We start from the raw sequence: 15,850 nt of genomic DNA on the forward strand, positions 1-15,850 counted from the left end.
CCATCTTTATGAAACATAAAGCCCGCTTTAAGAAAGCCAAGTTTCCGCCTTGTCGAGCAGCTCAGAAAGCGCGCCTTCATGCACCGAAAGCGGCGGCAAGGAAGCGAGAAAATCCGCGCCGTACGGGGAAGCCATCAGCCGCCGATCCAGCACAAATACGGCTCCTTTGTCGTCTTCAGTGCGAATGAGGCGGCCAAACCCTTGCTTAAAACGAAGCACCGCCTCAGGAAGCGCCAGCTCGGAAAACGGATCGCCGCCTTCTAGGCGAATGCGCTCGCTTTTTGCCTCCATCACGGGATCGTCCGGGGGCGCAAACGGCAAGCGGGCGATGACAAGCACATCGAGCGCTGAACCTGGCAGATCGACCCCTTCCCAAAAGCTGCTCGTCCCAAACAACACCGCATGCTCAAACTGCAAAAACGTCCGCAAGAGCTTTGCCGGACTGCCGCTTTGCACCCCTTGAGCGATCAAAACAAACGGCTCGCCTTCTTCCTCCGTCTTCAACGCATCAACCGTCAGTTTCAACAGTTCATACGAAGGGAACAACACAAGCACCCGCCGTCCGAGGCGTCGGGCGATCGCAAGCACCGAAGCGGCGACCGCTTCGGCGTAATCTTCAAGCGGCACGGCAGAAACGAGCGGCATGTCCGCCGGCACGAAGAGCGCGGCCTGCTCCTCGTAACGAAACGGCGGCGGAAACGAGCGGCAAAGTGGATAAAAATCCTCAAGACCGAGACGCGCCGCCATATACGTGAACCGGCCGCGGACCGTGAGCGTCGCGGACGTCAAAACGACGCTCCGTTTTTTCATAAACAGTTGATCGGCGAAAAAGTCAGCAAGGTCAACCGGCTGCGAGTAAAGGCGGACAGCGTTCGCCGCCCCTTTTTCGTCCGCTTCGATCCACCGGACGACACCCGGCTCCTTTTCGGTCAGCAAACGCACAAGCGCAGCCATTTGCCGGTTGAGAGCCGCCAAATCAGCCGACAGCAAGGCGGATGGTGGGAAATCGCCACTCGTATCAGCGGATAGAAGCGGCTTCGCTTCAGCGGATAGCGCCGCCGCCAAATGGCGCAGGCGCCAGCATAACTCCACCGCCGCCTGCCACGCCCGGCTCTGTTCGTCCGTCGGCGAAAAGCGATAGCGGCAACGTCCAGCGCGAGCTGGCTTTTTGTCCAACGCATAGCGGCGCAACAGGCGGAACAGCTCGTCCCCTTCAAACTGCAGCTCCTCAAGGCGCTGCTGGCAACGGACAAGAGCCCCATTCGGTGCGTCCTGTTCTGCTTCTTGCCATTTCGCGATCGTCTGCACGATTTTGGCGGTCAGCAGGCGAAACGACACATAGCCAATCTGCTCGCCAAAACACCGGGCGGCGGCATCTTCAAGCCGATGCGCCTCATCGATGATCAGATGGCGAAACGGCGGCAAAAGCGGCGCCGGGCCGGTCAAATCATGAAGCAAAAGCGCATGGTTGGTAATGACCACATCCGCCCGTTCGGAGCGCTCTTTCGCCCGGGCGAAAAAATGATGCCGCCCGCCGTCTTCCTCTTCGCCGATGGCAAGCGCGGACAATAGGAGACGGGCGCCGGATGACACATTCAATTCGTCCAAGTCGCCGCTGTCGGTCTCAAGCAGCCAAACGAGCACCTGGCATTTCAAGAGCGCCGCATCGTACGTGTCAGACGGCTCCGACAAAAACGAAGCGAACTTGTCAAGGGATAAGTAATTTTGCTTTCCTTTCAAAACGGCAACGCGGAGCGGAAACGGCGCGATTTGCCGCAATACCGGCCAATCGCGGCGAATGAGCTGCTCCTGCAGCTGGAGGGTATGCGTGCTGATGACGACCCGCTCTTGCTGCTCACAGGCAAAAAAAGCAGCGGGAATCAAATAGGCGAGCGATTTGCCAAGTCCGGTCCCTGCTTCAATGAGCGCGTGCTGGGACGTCGACAGCGCCTCATAAACGAGCCGCATCATCTCCCACTGCCCCGCGCGCCGCTTGTAGCCGGGAAGCGGAAGGGGCGGCTCCTGTTCGCAAAAGGCAGCGAACGAAGCCAAAGCGGGGCGCCGATCGCTCTCATCTGGCTCCGGCGCCGGTTGTTTCAACGCAATGCCGCGGTATACGGCGACAGTGCGGTCGGCCGGCGCCTTGTTCCGCTTTTTGGCGATGACCGCATCAAGGAGCAAGTAAATATCGCTTTTCAAGTGGCGGGCAAGACCGCGCAGTTGCTCAAGCGTCATAAGCGGCAGACGGGAGAGCCGCTTGAGCAAGGCAATGAACAGCTTGGCGGTCACTTCCGCATCGCTGTCCGCTTGATGCGGACGATCGTGGCGGAGGCCGAGCTGCCTCGCCAAATCGCCGAGCTTATAGCTTTCGGCAGTCGGCAACACGATGCGGGCGAGCTCGACCGTATCGATCGTCGGACCGGCAAACGGCGGCCAGCCAGCCCGTTCAAGCTCGGCCTGCAAAAACGGCAAATCAAAGTCGACGTTATGGGCGACAAAGTAAGCACCGTGCATCAAGGCGGCGATCTCGCCCGCCTTGTCAGCAAACAGCGGCGCTCCTTCGACCATCTGTTCGTTGATGTTCGTCAGCTGCTGAATGAACAGCGGAATGGGCTGTTCCGGGTTAAAAAAGCTGGCAAACCGTTCGACAATCAGGCCATCTTCGACGACCGCCATGCCGAGCTGGATGATCCGATCGCCTTTTTTCGGCCCATTTCCGGTTGTCTCCAAGTCAATGATGACAAAGCGCGTTGCCATAAACGATCACCTCAAAACGAAAAGGGGCGGAAAGCCCCTTTTTGCCCTCATAAAACCGTATGCGCCGGCTCTTCGGCGATGAGCTGCACAATCCGGTTGTTTTCGTCCATAATCGCGATTTTCGGTCGATGGGCGGCGATTTTTTCCTCTGGAACGAGCACATATGAGATGACGATAATAACGTCCCCTTTTTGCACAAGGCGGGCGGCGGCGCCGTTTAGGCAAAAGACGCCGCTGCCGCGCTCACCGGGGATGACGTATGTTTCAAAACGGGCTCCATTATTATTGTTCACTACCTGTACTTTTTCATTAGCCACAATGCCGACGGCATCCAAAATATCTTCATCGATCGTGATGCTGCCGACGTAATCGAGATTGGCCTCTGTTACACGAGCGCGGTGAATTTTGGCGTTCATGAGCGTGCGAAACATGCTTGCTCCCCCTTTCCATCCCCTTGTTCGCCGGTTTTGGGCAACTCAATCATGATATTGTCGATCAACCGGGCGCTCGCAAATCGGACGGCGACAGCGATCAGCACTGTCCCGGCGAGCGTCTCAAGCGGCGTCAAGTCCGGATATGAACATACTTCGACATAATCGATCTCAACGTGCGTATGCGCTTCAATATGCTCTCTAACCATCCGGCGGATGGCCGCTGCGCTCCGCTCGCCTCGTTCGACGGCGGAAGCGGCTGCTTGAAGCGCTGCATACAGCGCCGGCGCCTCACTCCGTTCTTGCGGCGACAAATAGACGTTGCGCGAGCTTTTCGCCAGCCCGTCCGCCTCGCGGACCGTCGGCACCGGCACGAGCTCGATCGGAAAATTGAGATCGCGGATCAAGCCGTCGACGACCGCCACCTGTTGGGCATCTTTCATCCCAAAGTACGCGCGGTCGGGCATAACAATGTTGAACAGCTTAATGAGCACCGTCGCCACGCCGTCAAAATGGCCGGGGCGCGACCGTCCGCACAGCACGTCGGCGCGCGCTTGAACGATCGCTCGTACGGTAAGCGGCTCCGGATACATCTCGTCCGCTTCCGGATGGAACAAGACGTCGACTCCATGCTGTTCGGCGATGCGCCGGTCGCGCTCGAAATCGCGCGGATAACGGGCAAAGTCTTCGTTCGGTCCGAACTGAAGCGGGTTGACGAAAACGCTTAGGACGACGATGTCGTTTTCCGCGCGCGCCCGATCGATGAGGGAGGTATGCCCTTCATGCAAATAGCCCATCGTCGGAACGAACCCGATCGTCTTTCCTTCACAGCGATATTGGCGCATGAGCGCCTGCATCGCTGCAATCTGATCCATCACGATCATCCTTGCTTTCCTCCGTAAAGCGCCACCCATTCTTCTTCCTTCATCGTAAACGTGTGCGCCGGCTCCGGGAACTGGCGCAGTTTGACATCATCGACGTAGTTGGCTAACGCCTCAACGATCGTCTCTTGGATGGACGCGTATTGTTTCACAAACTTCGGCACGCGGGTGACACCGTAGCCAAGCAAATCGTGATACACGAGCACTTGGCCGTCGACTTCCGCCCCGGCGCCGATGCCGATGACGGGAATGGTGAGTTCCCGGGCCATGGCCGCCCCGAGCTGCTTCGGAACACACTCTAAGACAAGGGCGATCGCTCCCGCCTGCTCGCATTGTTTCGCATCATCGAGCAGCTTTTTCGCACTTTCGGCATCTTTGCCTTGCACTTTATAGCCGCCAAGAACGCCGACCGATTGCGGCGTCAACCCGAGATGGGCAACGACCGGCACGCCGGCTTTCGTCAGCGCGGCAATCATGTCGACGACTTCATCCGCCCCTTCGACTTTAACGGCGTTCGCCCCTGACTCTTGCATGATGCGGCGGGCGTTTTGCAGCGCCTCTTCTTTGGACGCATGGTACGACATAAACGGCATATCGGTGACAATAAACGTGTTCGGCGCACCGCGGCGAACCGCCTTCGTATGGTGGATCATATCATCGACCGTCACCGGGATCGTTGAATCATACCCGAGCACAACCATGCCGAGCGAATCGCCGACCAAAATCATGTCGACGCCGGCTTGCTCGGCAAGCTTCGCGGACGGAAAATCGTAGGCGGTCACCATCACGATCGGCTCACCCGCCTGCTTCATGTGGAAAAAATCGGTTTTCGCTTTCATTTTCGTTCCCTCCTCTTTGACTGCAGAGGAGATGAACCGCCCGAAACAAAACGTCCTTCTTTCCCGCCTTGAGAAAGAAGGACGCCATAAAACCGCCGTCGGTTTCGTTCATCCCTCTGTCCTAGTCCTTCAAAAAAGGATCAAGGCAGATCATTTCCTTCACCTATTCGTGCTGTCGGCCTCGGTGCAGTTCTTCTTGCGAAAGATACTGCCCTTTTCCTCGCTTTGTATTTTAACAAAATTGTTACAATTTTTCTAGTGGCAAATTAGAACTGAATATCGGCAGAATGGATGTAATGGATGTTCTTTTGCTCATCTTCAAGGATGAGCAGCCCGTCGTCGGTGATGCCGCGGGCGATGCCGTGAATCACGCCGTTCAGCGTTCTCGCTGTCACCGGCTTGCCGATCGAAACGGCGTACCCTTCCCAAAGAAGCTTAATCGGACGGAAGCCATGCGCCAAATATTGCTCATACAGCCGCTCAAGCCGGAACAAAATTTCCTGAATGAGCGGGGCGCGCTTTACGGGCCCGCCCTTTTCAATGGCCAGCGATGTCGCGATGGCCCGGATATCCTCCGGAAACTGCTCGATCGTTTGGTTGACGTTGATGCCGATGCCGATGATGACCGAATGGACGCGGTCAGGGTCGGCTTGCAGCTCTGTTAAAATGCCGACGCACTTTCTGCCGTCAAGCAAAATGTCATTCGGCCATTTAATGTCTGGGACAAGCCCGGTCACTTCCTGAATCGCCTGGCTGACGGCCACCGCGGCAAGCAGCGTCAGCTGCGGCGCCCGCTGCGGCGGGATGGCCGGCCGCAAAATGAGGCTCATCCAAATGCCCGTCCCTTTTGGGGAAAACCATTTCCGATCCAAACGCCCGCGCCCGGCCTTTTGCTCTTCCGCGACGACGAGCGTTCCTTCCGGCGCCCCTTCATACGCGAGCCTTGCCGCAATGCGCTGCGTCGAATCGACTTCGTCAAAAAAGTGGATCGTGTGGCCAAGTTTTTCCGTTTTTAAGCCGAGCTGGATTTCGTTGGCCGTCACTTTATCCGGCGTGCTGATAATCCGGTAGCCAAGGCGGCGCACTGCTTCGAGTTCAAATCCTTCTTTGCGCAGCTCCTCGATATGCTTCCATACCGCCGCCCGCGAACAGCCGAGCTGTTCGCTGATTTTTTGCCCGGACAAAAACTCGCCGTTCGCTTCGGCAAACAACTCTAACAGTTTTTTTCGTGTGTCCGATTGCGCTCCATGAGCCATGCGTAAATCCGCTCCTTCTCATTTTCGACTTCGCTGCTGACGACCGCCCGCCAGATGGCATCCAGCGTCTCTTTCACCCACGGACCGGCCGGTTTTCCAGCCCAGCGAATGACGTCTTTCCCGTTGACGGCAAGCTCCCCTTTCGTTTTGATCGGCAGCGCCGCAAAGCGGCGGCGGAGCTCCTCATGATGCGGTTCAGACGGCGCGCCGCAAAGCGCGGCGCGCACCGCTTCAACCGATAGCGCCCGCTCGAGGCCGGCTGAAAACAACTGTTCGTTCGTCCACGCCTCCGGCCTAGGGACATCATCGAGCGCCGCCAAAATGGCGCCAGCTTCATCGATTACTTTGTTGGGAAGCTTCCAGGCGCGCAAAAACGGACGGATGTCTTTGACATCAAGCGCGCGGCAAAGAAGCGCCCAGCGCTCTTCGCGCTTTGTAAGCCACGGCCAGCGAAAGGCGGCGGCCGAGCGCAGCAGCTGCTCTTTTGCGGCCAGCCCAGGCAAATAAGCGAACAGCCCGGTATCGGCCAACAGCGGCAGCGCCTCGGCAACGAACGGACCGGCGAGCAGTTTTTCCATTTCCATGGTCATCCGTTCGACAGAAATGTGGGCCATAAGCGGTGCGTTTTGGACGATCGCGCTCTTCGTATCCTCAGCGAGCGCAAATCCGAGCTGGCTGACGAAGCGAACAGCCCGCATCATGCGGAGCGCATCTTCGCGAAACCGTTCGTCCGCCGCCCCGACCGTGCAAATGAGCCGCCGCTCGATCGCCTCTTGTCCGCCAAACGGATCAATGATCGTTCCGCGTTCATCCATGGCGATGGCGTTCATCGTGAAATCGCGCCGCTTTAAGTCTTCCTCAAGCGAACGAACGAACGTCACCGACTCCGGACGGCGATGGTCTTCATAATCGCCGTCCGTGCGGAATGTCGTCACTTCGTACGCCGTTCCTTCATGCACGACGACGACCGTGCCGTGTTTCGAACCGACGTCGATCGTTTTCGGAAACAAGCGCATCACTTCTTCCGGCAGAGCGCTTGTCGCAATATCGACGTCGCCAATTGGACGCCCGATCAACAAGTCGCGCACCGCGCCGCCGACAAAATACGCCTCATAGCCATGCCGCTTCAATTGTCGGATAATGCCGAGCGCCTGTTCAAACGGCGGTTTCATCGTTTCACCTTCCTTGCCGCAAGCGAAGCGTACAGCTGTTCATACTGGCCGACGATGTCGGCCGAGCGGAACTTGCGCTCAACCGTTTGCACCGCCTGTCTTGCCATCTCAGCGTGCAACCGGCAGTCTGTCAACAGCGCCATCGCCTGTCTTGCTGCCTCTTTGACATCGCCAAGCGGGCATAAAAACCCGGTTTTCCCATCCTCAATCACTTCCGGAATCCCGCCGATGGCCGTGCCGATGCACGGAACGCCGCACGCCATCGCTTCAAGCAATACGAGCCCGAAGCTTTCTTTTTCCGACAAAAGCATCATCACATCACTGATCGAATACAGCTCTTCGAGTTTATCCTGTTTTCCTAAAAAGCGGACATCATCTTGCAGCCCAAGCTCTTTCACAAGCCGGCAGACGACGGTCATTTCCGGACCGTCGCCGACAAGCAAGAGCTTGGCTGGCACGTGCCGGCGCACGATGGCAAACGCTCGCACTACATCAGGCACACGCTTCACTTTCCGGAAATTCGAGACATGGATCACAACTCGTTCATCGTCGCGAATGCCGTACTCGCGCCGTAAATGGCCCGCTTCCCGACGACGGTAGACGCGTTCATCGACAAAATTGTAGACGGTATGGATCGTCGCTTGCACATCGAGCAGTTCATACGTCTGCCGGGCAAGGGCGTCAGACACCGCCGTAACGATATCCGACTGCTCAATGCCAAATTTGATCATATCGGAAAGCGACGGGTCATAGCCTAACACGGTGATATCCGTGCCGTGCAGCGTCGTGATGATCGGCAGCTCGCCGACCATTTGCCGCGCCAACACCGCACAGACGGCATGAGGAACGGCGTAATGGGCATGAAGCACATCGAGCCGTTCCCGCTTTGCCACCTCAGCAATTTTGCTTGCCAATGCCAAATCGTACGGCGGGTATTGAAAGACGGAATATTGGTTGACACTGACTTCATGATAATAAATGTTGCCGTACACTTTATTCAAACGAAACGGCATGCTCGATGAGATAAAGTGAATCTCATGCCCCCGCTCCGCCAGCAGCTTGCCAAGCTCAGTGGCGACCACTCCGGAGCCCCCGACCGTCGGATAGCAAACAATCCCGATTTTCAGCTTCATCGCTCCTCCTCAAACAAATTGGAAAGATGAATCGGCGTTTTCGTCAAAAACCCTTCCGCATACGCCGCGCCGATTTGTTGACCGAACCAGCGCTCGCGGCTTTCAATCATCTCGATGTAGCCGTTGGTCAGCGGGGTGTCAACCGAGCCAGGCCGTTTTTGAAACTGGCTTTCGTACGCGCGCAGGCTGTCCAGCTTGTCATCGATCGTTTCGCTAATATCGATGAGAAAATGCGGGCGGCAAAAGGCATTGATCATATAATAATACACCGCCCGAACGCGGTGCGCATCGCCAAGCTCTCCGGCGCCATAGCGGCGGATGCCGGCGGAAAAGACCGCTTCCTCGACAAGGCGGGCGCATCGCCCGTGATCCGGATGTCGATCTTCCCAATAGGGGGCGAATACAAGGCGCGGCCGATAGCGGCGGATGACCGCTGCGATCTGGCGGATCGCCTCTTCCTCGACGTAAAGGCCGCGGTCAGGCAACCCAAGATTGAACCGCTCGGATACACCGAGCCGGCGGGCCGCCTCGGCCGCCTCTCTCCGCCGCTCGTCGACCGTGCCGTTGGACGACAGCTCGGCTTGCGTCAAGTCGCAAATGACAATACGGTACCCACGGCGTACGTATTTGGCGATCGTCCCTCCCATGCCGATTTCGACATCATCCGGATGGGCGCCGAACGCCAACAAGTCACACGTTTCCATCATCGCTGTCACCTTTCTGTTTTCGATTCCTCCCCGCCTTTTGTTCGGCCGCGCACAATGCTGCGCCATGCCAAATCGCCGCGCTCCAACGCGCGGATGAGCAGCTCGGCCGTGCCGATGTTCGTCGCCAACGGCACGGCATAGACGTCGCAAAGCCGCATCAATGCGCTGATGTCCGGCTCATGCGGCTGGGCGGTGAGCGGATCGCGGAAAAAAATGACCAGATCCATTTCATTGCGGGCGATCATCGCCCCGATTTCTTGGTCGCCTCCGTACGGCCCCGATTGGAAGCGATGAACGGGAAGACCGGTCGACTCCTGGATGCGCAAGCCGGTCGTGCCGGTGGCGTACAATTCATGGTTTGCAAGCACAGGCGCATAGGCGGTCGCAAATGCGACCATCTCTGCCTTTTTTTGGTCATGGGCAATTAACGCGATTTTCATTCCATTCTCCCCCGTTTGCGCAGTTTGCACACTATTCCAAAATATGCTCCAGCCCATAGACAAGCGTATGTAAATGCATCACCGTTTCCACTGCCAGCTTCACCCCGGACATAAACGAGCGGCGGTCGAACGAATCGTGGCGGATCGTCAACGTCTGGCCGTTGCCGCCGAAAATCACTTCTTGATGAGCGACAAAGCCCGGCAGACGGACGCTGTGGATCGGGATGCCGTCATATTCCGCGCCGCGCGCGCCAGCAAGCGTTTCCTTTTCGTTCGGGTGGCCTTGCTTTTTCGACGGTCGCACTTCGGCAATGAGCTGCGCCGTCTTCAACGCTGTTCCGGACGGTGCGTCAAGCTTTTGATCATGGTGCAATTCAATGATTTCCACATCAGTGAAATATTTGGCCGCCATGCGGGCGAATTTCATCATCAACACCGCTCCGACGGCAAAGTTCGGCGCAATGATGGCGCCGATTTCTTTCTCTTCCGCCAGCTTGGTGAGCCGCTCGATATCTTCCGGCGTAAATCCAGTCGTGCCGACGACCGGACGAACGCCGTAACGCAGCGCCAGCTCGGTGTGCCGCTTTCCGGCTTCCGGCGTTGTCAAATCGATCAATACATCCGGCTTCACCTCGGCAAAACAGCGGGCCGCATCGGTGTAAATCGGGGCGTTGACGCCGGAAAATCCGTCGATCTCCGCTAAATTTTGTCCATCGTAACGGCGGTCGATGACCGCAGCCAGTTCAAAGTGATCGGTTTGCTGCACGAGCGCAACCGCTTCTCGGCCCATGCGGCCGCGCGGCCCCGCGATGACAATGCGAATCGTCATGATCCTTCCTCCTTCCGCGTCCAGCGGTCGCGGTCGCGGGTGCGAAACTTGTCCATCACCCGGTCGTGCGCCGCCTGCAAATCAATGCCGAGCGAATTGGCGAAGCAAATGAGCACAAACAGCAAATCGCCCAGCTCTTCTTCCACCGTTTTTTCTTGTTCGGTCGCCTTTTTCGGTTTTTCCCCGTAGTAATGGTTCACCTCGCGCGCCAGCTCGCCGAGCTCTTCCGTCAGCCGCGCCAGCATGGCGAGCGGGCTGAAATAGCCTTCTTTGAATTGACTGATATAGTCATCCACTTCCTGTTGCATTTGTTTCATCGTTTTCTCTTGCATGGCTTGTCACCTCGTCTGTTTTCATGTTAGCGAAAAGCGGCGCATTTGACAAATGTTTTCGCCCGCTGTCAATTCCGTCCGTTTTCGCTCGTCATTGCCTATATGGACAAGTTCCTTTATAATTAAGGGCGCCGACTATTTTTGCGGACGGAGGGACGGTATGATTTTTGGACTAAAGATCAAAAACTGCCTGTTTATTTTGCTTGGCGCCGCCATTTTCGCCTTCGGGCTCGTTCATTTCAACATGCAAAACAATTTGGCGGAAGGCGGGTTTACCGGCATTACGCTTCTTCTTTATTTTTTGTTCGGACTGGATCCAGCGATCACCAACTTGGCGCTCAACATTCCGCTCTTTTTCATCGGCTGGAAGCTGCTCGGCCGCCAGACGTTTCTCTATACCGTCATCGGCACGGTCGCCGTTTCCGTCTTTTTGTCCATCTTTCAGCGCTACATGATTCATATGCCGCTTCGACATGACATGACGCTCGCCGCCTTGTTTGCCGGCGTCTTTATCGGCGTCGGCCTCGGCATTATTTTCCGCTACGGCGGCACAACCGGAGGCGTCGATATTATCGCCCGCCTCGTCCATAAATATAAAGGCATCAGCATGGGCAAAACGATGTTTGCCTTTGACGCCACCGTCATCACGTTGTCGCTTCTTCTTTACCTGTCATACCGCGAGGCGATGTATACGTTGGTCGCCGTCTTTATCGCCGCCCGGGTCATTGATTTTCTGCAGGAAGGCGGCTATGCGGCAAAAGGGGCGACCATCATCTCAGAAAAAAGCGAAGAGATCGCCAACCGGATCTTGACAGAGATGGAGCGCGGCGTCACCGTGCTGAAAGGGCGCGGCTCATATACGAAGCGCGACCGCGACGTCTTGTATTGCGTCGTCGCCAAAAACGAACTGCCGCGCTTAAAAAGTGTCATTATATCCGTTGATCCGCATGCGTTCGTCGCCGTCACCGATGTGCATGATGTGCTCGGCGAAGGGTTTACGCTCGATGAACAAAAGCGGCCGCTGGAACCATGAAAAGCCGCTGGCGCGAAAGCCCAACCGGGACAAGCCCGGCAAGCGCCGCTTGAAAGTGCCGGGGCGGTGCTTGCACAAAGCGACGGGAAAACAAAAAAGAGGGGGAAATGTTTCCCCCTCGCAAAAAGCGCCGGTGCTTAGTCTTCCGGCTGCCGCGCCCGCTTCTCTTCCTTTTCTCCTTTGTACTTCCGCCAGCCAACGTACGTCAGCGTCAACACGATCACTCCGCCAGTGGAAATCATCACCCAAATCAGCGACGGATCAGCTTCGTCCTTTTTCACCCCGGCAAACAGCGCTTCAAGATCTTGACGCGCATCGGCGAGTTGCTCGCGCTGCTCGTCTTCGCCGCGTTGCCAAAACGCGGCGGCCTGCAACGCCTCAAGATCGTCATCGACCTTTGTCGCGATATCCGGCGGCACGTCGATTTTCACACTCGGCTCGATCAATGTATAGCGGTCAAGCAACTGGCGGAGGGCAGCGGCATACGCTTTCTGCTCGCCTTGTTGTGCCGCCTTTTCGACCGCGGCAAACGCCTCCATGACAGCCGGCTCCATCTCCGTCCAAAGCGGCTGGTATGTCGAATGGATGGCGTCAACAACAAGGCGAAACTGAGTGATCGCCGCCACTTTGTCTTCCGCGGAGATCGGCGCCGTCATCGCCTTGACTGCCTGCTCGTGCGTCACGGTCACCGCCCGCAATTCATCGGCCGATTTCAACCGTTCTTTTGCTCCAAGGGCGAAAAACCGCTCGGAAAAATAGCGGAGCACTTCTTTTGCTTCGGCAAAACGACCGTTTTTCGCCAATTGCAGCGCCTCGTCGGAAATATCGTCCAACTGCTCCCAACCGTTTGTTTGTCCAGCCGCGCCAATGGGCGCTGGCCATAAAAAGGCGAGCGACAACAACATGGCTAGCCCGATTCGCTTCATCATCGTCCCTCCCTCATCCACTAGTACAATGTATGAAGGAGTGGACAAGAGTAGACCAGGCAACTGCTATATAGATGCAATTCGAAGCTTTACCATTTGCAGCTTTTACCGAGTATTGGATCGACTGTCGGGGGACCGAACAACGCCGCTTCCAGACCCATATATGGGTCTAGGGGGGGCAGGCGGTTGTTCGGTCTTCCGTCACGCCTTGGCGTGACGAAGGCAAGCCACAGGCTTGCCTTCGACAGTCGAAAATGGACAAACCGCTTTTCCGTCAAGGATATGTTAAACTTCTTCGTTGCATCTATATAGAAAGCTGCCGCCCAACGTTCCTCCTTGTGTTCAACGCTCTACTCTGATGCCTGCCGGAAAGACATGCCGCCCGGCAGAAGCGGCTGGCGCCGGAGGCGGACGCCAAGCTGGTACGCAGCGGCAATCGATGCGATGCTCAACCAAAACGTAAAATAGCCGATTTCGTTGGCGTAGTCAGCCAGCACACTATAGCGCGGCATCATGCCAAAAACGTAGTCGATGACATCGTTATGCAGCGTCCACACGGCCGCCAGCATAAGGTGAAGGAAGCGGAATCGATAAAACCGGGCGTACAGCATTCCTTCGATCGCCATCGCCCCGTGCGAAACGATGAGCATCCACCCGGCCCAATCGAGCGTGCCGGTGACGCGCCAAACGAGCACATTCATCACGACCGCCCAAATTCCATACTTAACAAGCGTCACCAAAGCCAACGCTTCAAAAAGCGGCGCCGACCTGCCGAAAAGCCATGCCACAAGGACGACAAGAAAAAAAAGGCTCGCCGTCGGACTGTCGGGAACAAACGGCAAAAAGACGGGCGGCGTATCGGCAAGTTGATAACGATACCAATAATATCCATAGATGGTGCCGGCCGCGTTGACGAACAAGAGCAGCCAAACAACCGGCCGGGAAGCCAACAGCGCATAAAGCCATGCCATCATCTGCACCTCGCCTCGGTTTCATGTTGGCACGAAAAAAGCTGACTAACGCGAGTCAGCTTTTTCGTGTCGAAACGATTATTCCGCTTTCAGTCCGGCGATGAATTCGGACAGTTTTTTCAACTCTTCATCCGTGCCCTTAAAGACGCCGGGCGGCATGTTGCCTTTCCCTTCTCTCGCGATTTTCGCGATTTCTTCCGGTTTCAAGCCGGTGCCGATGAGCGACGGACCAGCGCCGCCGGACAAGTTTTGTCCGTGGCACGATGTACATGTGTTCGCTTGGGCGATTTTATAGCCTTCCGCGTTCGTGTCAATTTTCACTTCCGCCCGAATTTTCCCTTGTTCAGCCGCTTTTTTCCAGTCGTGTGTGACGACCGCTTCCCATGTCAAATAAATCATCGCCGCAAGCGCCAACAGCATCATCCCGGTCGCGACCGGACGCTTCCAAGGACGGCGCTCTGGGCCGCGGTCCAAAAACGGCGCCAACAAGAGCGCGCCGAACGCCAACCCCGGGATGATGATCGCGCCGACGACCGTATACGGACCAGACGCATACGAATATTTGAGCAATTGGTATAAGAACAAGAAATACCAGTCAGGCAGCGGCACGTACGTCGTGTCCGTCGGGTCGGCGATCCGCTCAAGCGGCGACGGATGGGCGACCGTCAAGCATAAGAAACCGACGAGAAAGACCGATCCGACCAACCATTCCTTAAGCAGGAAGTTCGGCCAAAACACTTCCGTTTTCCCGGGATATTCCGAATAGTCCTTTGGAATATTCGGTTTTCTCACCGCGGGAACACGGGAATCGCCGACGAATTTCATTCCTTTTCCGCGATGCATTGCGTGGTTCCCTCCTTTTTTCTATCACCTCTAAACGCGGGCCGACCGATCATAGCGGACCGGAAATGCCTTGTCTGCGAATCATTAAAAAGTGCGCTGCCATTAAGCCGAGTAAAGCGGCCGGCAAGAAGAAGACGTGAATGGCAAAGAAGCGCGTCAACGTTTGCGCGCCGACAATTTCTGGGTCCCCAGCTAACAGCGTCTTAATGGCCGGGCCAATGAGCGGCGTCGCTTCCGCGATTTGCAAACCAACTTTCGTCGCAAACAGCGCTTTCATATCCCACGGCAACAAGTAGCCGGTGAAGCCAAGACCCATCATCACCATAAAGATCAATACGCCGACGATCCAGTTCATTTCGCGCGGCTTTTTATAAGCCCCTTGGAAAAAGACGCGCAGCGTATGTAAAAACATCATGACGATGACAAGGCTCGCCCCCCAGTGGTGCATGCCGCGCACAATTTGGCCGAACGCCACTTCGTTTTGCAAGTAATACACCGATTCCCACGCGTTTTTAATATCCGGGACGTAGTACATCGTCAAAAACATGCCTGACAAAATTTGAATGACCGTGACAAAAAACGTCAGCCCGCCGAAACAATAGACAAAGGCGGAAAAGTGATGGGCGGGGTTGACGTGCTCCGGAACTTCGTGATCGGCGATATCCCGCCATAAAGGCGTAATATCTAAGCGTTCATCGACCCAGTCATACAGCTTGTTTAACACGCATTACGCCTCCTTTCTTGGTTTCGCCTTGCCTAAATACAGCTTGCCGTCTTTCACTTTGTACTCGTAACGGTCAAGCGGAGCTTGCGGCGGCGTCCCCGGAACGTTCGTGCCGTCCTTCTCATAGCGCCCATAGTGGCATGGGCAGAAAAACTGGTTCGGATGCTCTTTGTCCGTGTTCCAGTCGACCGTACAGCCAAGGTGTTTGCAGATCGGCGAAAGGGCGATGATCTCCCCTTTTTCATCCTTGTACACCCAAGCTGACTTCGGCTCTTCCGACTCATACCAAGCGTCTTTCACCTTCACTTTAAAGTCGAAGCGCTTCGGTTCGGTCGTAATCTCTTTGACGTCTGCTACCGCGACCATCTCCGTCCCTGCTTCATCCTTCAAGATCGGATCGAAAGCAAAACGGAGCATCGGCATCAGCATCCCTGCCGCCATAAAACCGCCGACGCCGGTCAGCGTGTAGTTTAAAAACTGGCGTCTCGTTACACGATGTTTGTTGTCGCTCATCGTCTTCCCCCCTCTATGCAAAATCAAGTCCGCACCGGACGATTGTATGTATAACACATATGG

Annotated in this window: 17 protein-coding genes; 1 reads left to right on the forward strand and 16 read right to left on the reverse strand. The window is 56.3% G+C overall.

Annotated elements, in window-relative coordinates; translation table 11 throughout:
• Positions 1-27: 27 nt before the first annotated feature.
• From dinG to GYMC52_RS11000, 11 genes are all read right to left on the reverse strand, one after another.
• Positions 28-2,757, reverse strand: a complete 2,730-nt coding sequence (gene dinG / locus GYMC52_RS10945) for an ATP-dependent DNA helicase DinG (RefSeq protein WP_013524117.1) — start codon at positions 2,755-2,757, stop codon at positions 28-30.
• A 47-nt stretch (positions 2,758-2,804) separates the two neighbouring features.
• Complete coding sequence (gene panD, locus GYMC52_RS10950; RefSeq protein WP_013144919.1) at positions 2,805-3,188, reverse strand: aspartate 1-decarboxylase; 384 nt, start codon at positions 3,186-3,188, stop codon at positions 2,805-2,807.
• Complete coding sequence (gene panC, locus GYMC52_RS10955) at positions 3,170-4,072, reverse strand: pantoate--beta-alanine ligase (RefSeq protein WP_013524118.1); 903 nt, start codon at positions 4,070-4,072, stop codon at positions 3,170-3,172. The genes panD and panC overlap by 19 nt, the downstream gene beginning before the upstream one ends.
• The gene (gene panB, locus GYMC52_RS10960) at positions 4,069-4,908 is read right to left on the reverse strand and encodes a 3-methyl-2-oxobutanoate hydroxymethyltransferase (RefSeq protein WP_013524119.1); all 840 of its coding nucleotides are present in this window, start codon (positions 4,906-4,908) and stop codon (positions 4,069-4,071) included. Before panB ends, panC begins: the two co-directional genes overlap by 4 nt.
• A 266-nt stretch (positions 4,909-5,174) precedes the next feature.
• Entirely contained in the window at positions 5,175-6,164 is a 990-nt protein-coding gene (locus tag GYMC52_RS10970; protein ID WP_013144917.1) for a bifunctional biotin--[acetyl-CoA-carboxylase] synthetase/biotin operon repressor, read from the reverse strand.
• On the reverse strand, positions 6,122-7,336 hold the full coding sequence (locus tag GYMC52_RS10975) for a CCA tRNA nucleotidyltransferase (RefSeq protein ID WP_013524121.1): 1,215 nt from the start codon (positions 7,334-7,336) through the stop codon (positions 6,122-6,124). Before GYMC52_RS10975 ends, GYMC52_RS10970 begins: the two co-directional genes overlap by 43 nt.
• Positions 7,333-8,469 carry an N-acetyl-alpha-D-glucosaminyl L-malate synthase BshA gene (gene bshA, locus GYMC52_RS10980; RefSeq protein WP_011231667.1) on the reverse strand — a complete coding sequence of 379 codons (1,137 nt, stop codon included), beginning with the start codon at positions 8,467-8,469 and terminating at the stop codon, positions 7,333-7,335. Before bshA ends, GYMC52_RS10975 begins: the two co-directional genes overlap by 4 nt.
• Complete coding sequence (gene bshB1 / locus GYMC52_RS10985; RefSeq protein WP_013144915.1) at positions 8,466-9,176, reverse strand: bacillithiol biosynthesis deacetylase BshB1; 711 nt, start codon at positions 9,174-9,176, stop codon at positions 8,466-8,468. The genes bshA and bshB1 overlap by 4 nt, the downstream gene beginning before the upstream one ends.
• A gap of 5 nt (positions 9,177-9,181) precedes the next feature.
• The gene (locus GYMC52_RS10990) at positions 9,182-9,616 is read right to left on the reverse strand and encodes a methylglyoxal synthase (RefSeq protein ID WP_013524122.1); all 435 of its coding nucleotides are present in this window, start codon (positions 9,614-9,616) and stop codon (positions 9,182-9,184) included.
• A gap of 31 nt (positions 9,617-9,647) precedes the next feature.
• On the reverse strand, positions 9,648-10,445 hold the full coding sequence (gene dapB / locus GYMC52_RS10995) for a 4-hydroxy-tetrahydrodipicolinate reductase (RefSeq protein ID WP_013524123.1): 798 nt from the start codon (positions 10,443-10,445) through the stop codon (positions 9,648-9,650).
• Positions 10,442-10,777, reverse strand: coding sequence for a nucleotide pyrophosphohydrolase (locus tag GYMC52_RS11000; protein WP_011231671.1), 336 nt, complete (start codon positions 10,775-10,777; stop codon positions 10,442-10,444). Before GYMC52_RS11000 ends, dapB begins: the two co-directional genes overlap by 4 nt.
• A 160-nt stretch (positions 10,778-10,937) precedes the next feature.
• On the opposite strand from GYMC52_RS11000, the gene GYMC52_RS11005 reads away from it, so the two are divergent.
• Entirely contained in the window at positions 10,938-11,810 is an 873-nt protein-coding gene (locus tag GYMC52_RS11005; protein ID WP_011231672.1) for a YitT family protein, read from the forward strand.
• 137 nt (positions 11,811-11,947) lie between these two features.
• On the opposite strand, the gene ypjB is transcribed toward GYMC52_RS11005, so the two are convergent.
• The 5 genes from ypjB to GYMC52_RS11030 all read right to left on the reverse strand — a co-directional run bounded on the left by ypjB (position 11,948) and on the right by GYMC52_RS11030 (position 15,787).
• Positions 11,948-12,736: a sporulation protein YpjB gene (gene ypjB / locus GYMC52_RS11010; RefSeq protein ID WP_013524124.1), complete on the reverse strand. Its 789-nt coding sequence runs from the start codon at positions 12,734-12,736 to the stop codon at positions 11,948-11,950.
• Positions 12,737-13,086: 350 nt separating this feature from the next.
• Entirely contained in the window at positions 13,087-13,707 is a 621-nt protein-coding gene (locus GYMC52_RS11015) for a DUF1405 domain-containing protein (protein ID WP_013144910.1), read from the reverse strand.
• 78 nt (positions 13,708-13,785) lie between these two features.
• Positions 13,786-14,550, reverse strand: coding sequence for a menaquinol-cytochrome c reductase cytochrome b/c subunit (locus GYMC52_RS11020; protein WP_011231675.1), 765 nt, complete (start codon positions 14,548-14,550; stop codon positions 13,786-13,788).
• A gap of 49 nt (positions 14,551-14,599) precedes the next feature.
• Positions 14,600-15,274: a menaquinol-cytochrome c reductase cytochrome b subunit gene (qcrB, locus tag GYMC52_RS11025; protein ID WP_011231676.1), complete on the reverse strand. Its 675-nt coding sequence runs from the start codon at positions 15,272-15,274 to the stop codon at positions 14,600-14,602.
• 3 nt (positions 15,275-15,277) lie between these two features.
• On the reverse strand, positions 15,278-15,787 hold the full coding sequence (locus tag GYMC52_RS11030) for a ubiquinol-cytochrome c reductase iron-sulfur subunit (RefSeq protein WP_013144909.1): 510 nt from the start codon (positions 15,785-15,787) through the stop codon (positions 15,278-15,280).
• Positions 15,788-15,850 lie beyond the last annotated feature (63 nt).

This window comes from Geobacillus sp. Y412MC52 (genome assembly GCF_000174795.2).
In the GTDB taxonomy this organism is placed as follows: domain Bacteria; phylum Bacillota; class Bacilli; order Bacillales; family Anoxybacillaceae; genus Geobacillus; species Geobacillus thermoleovorans.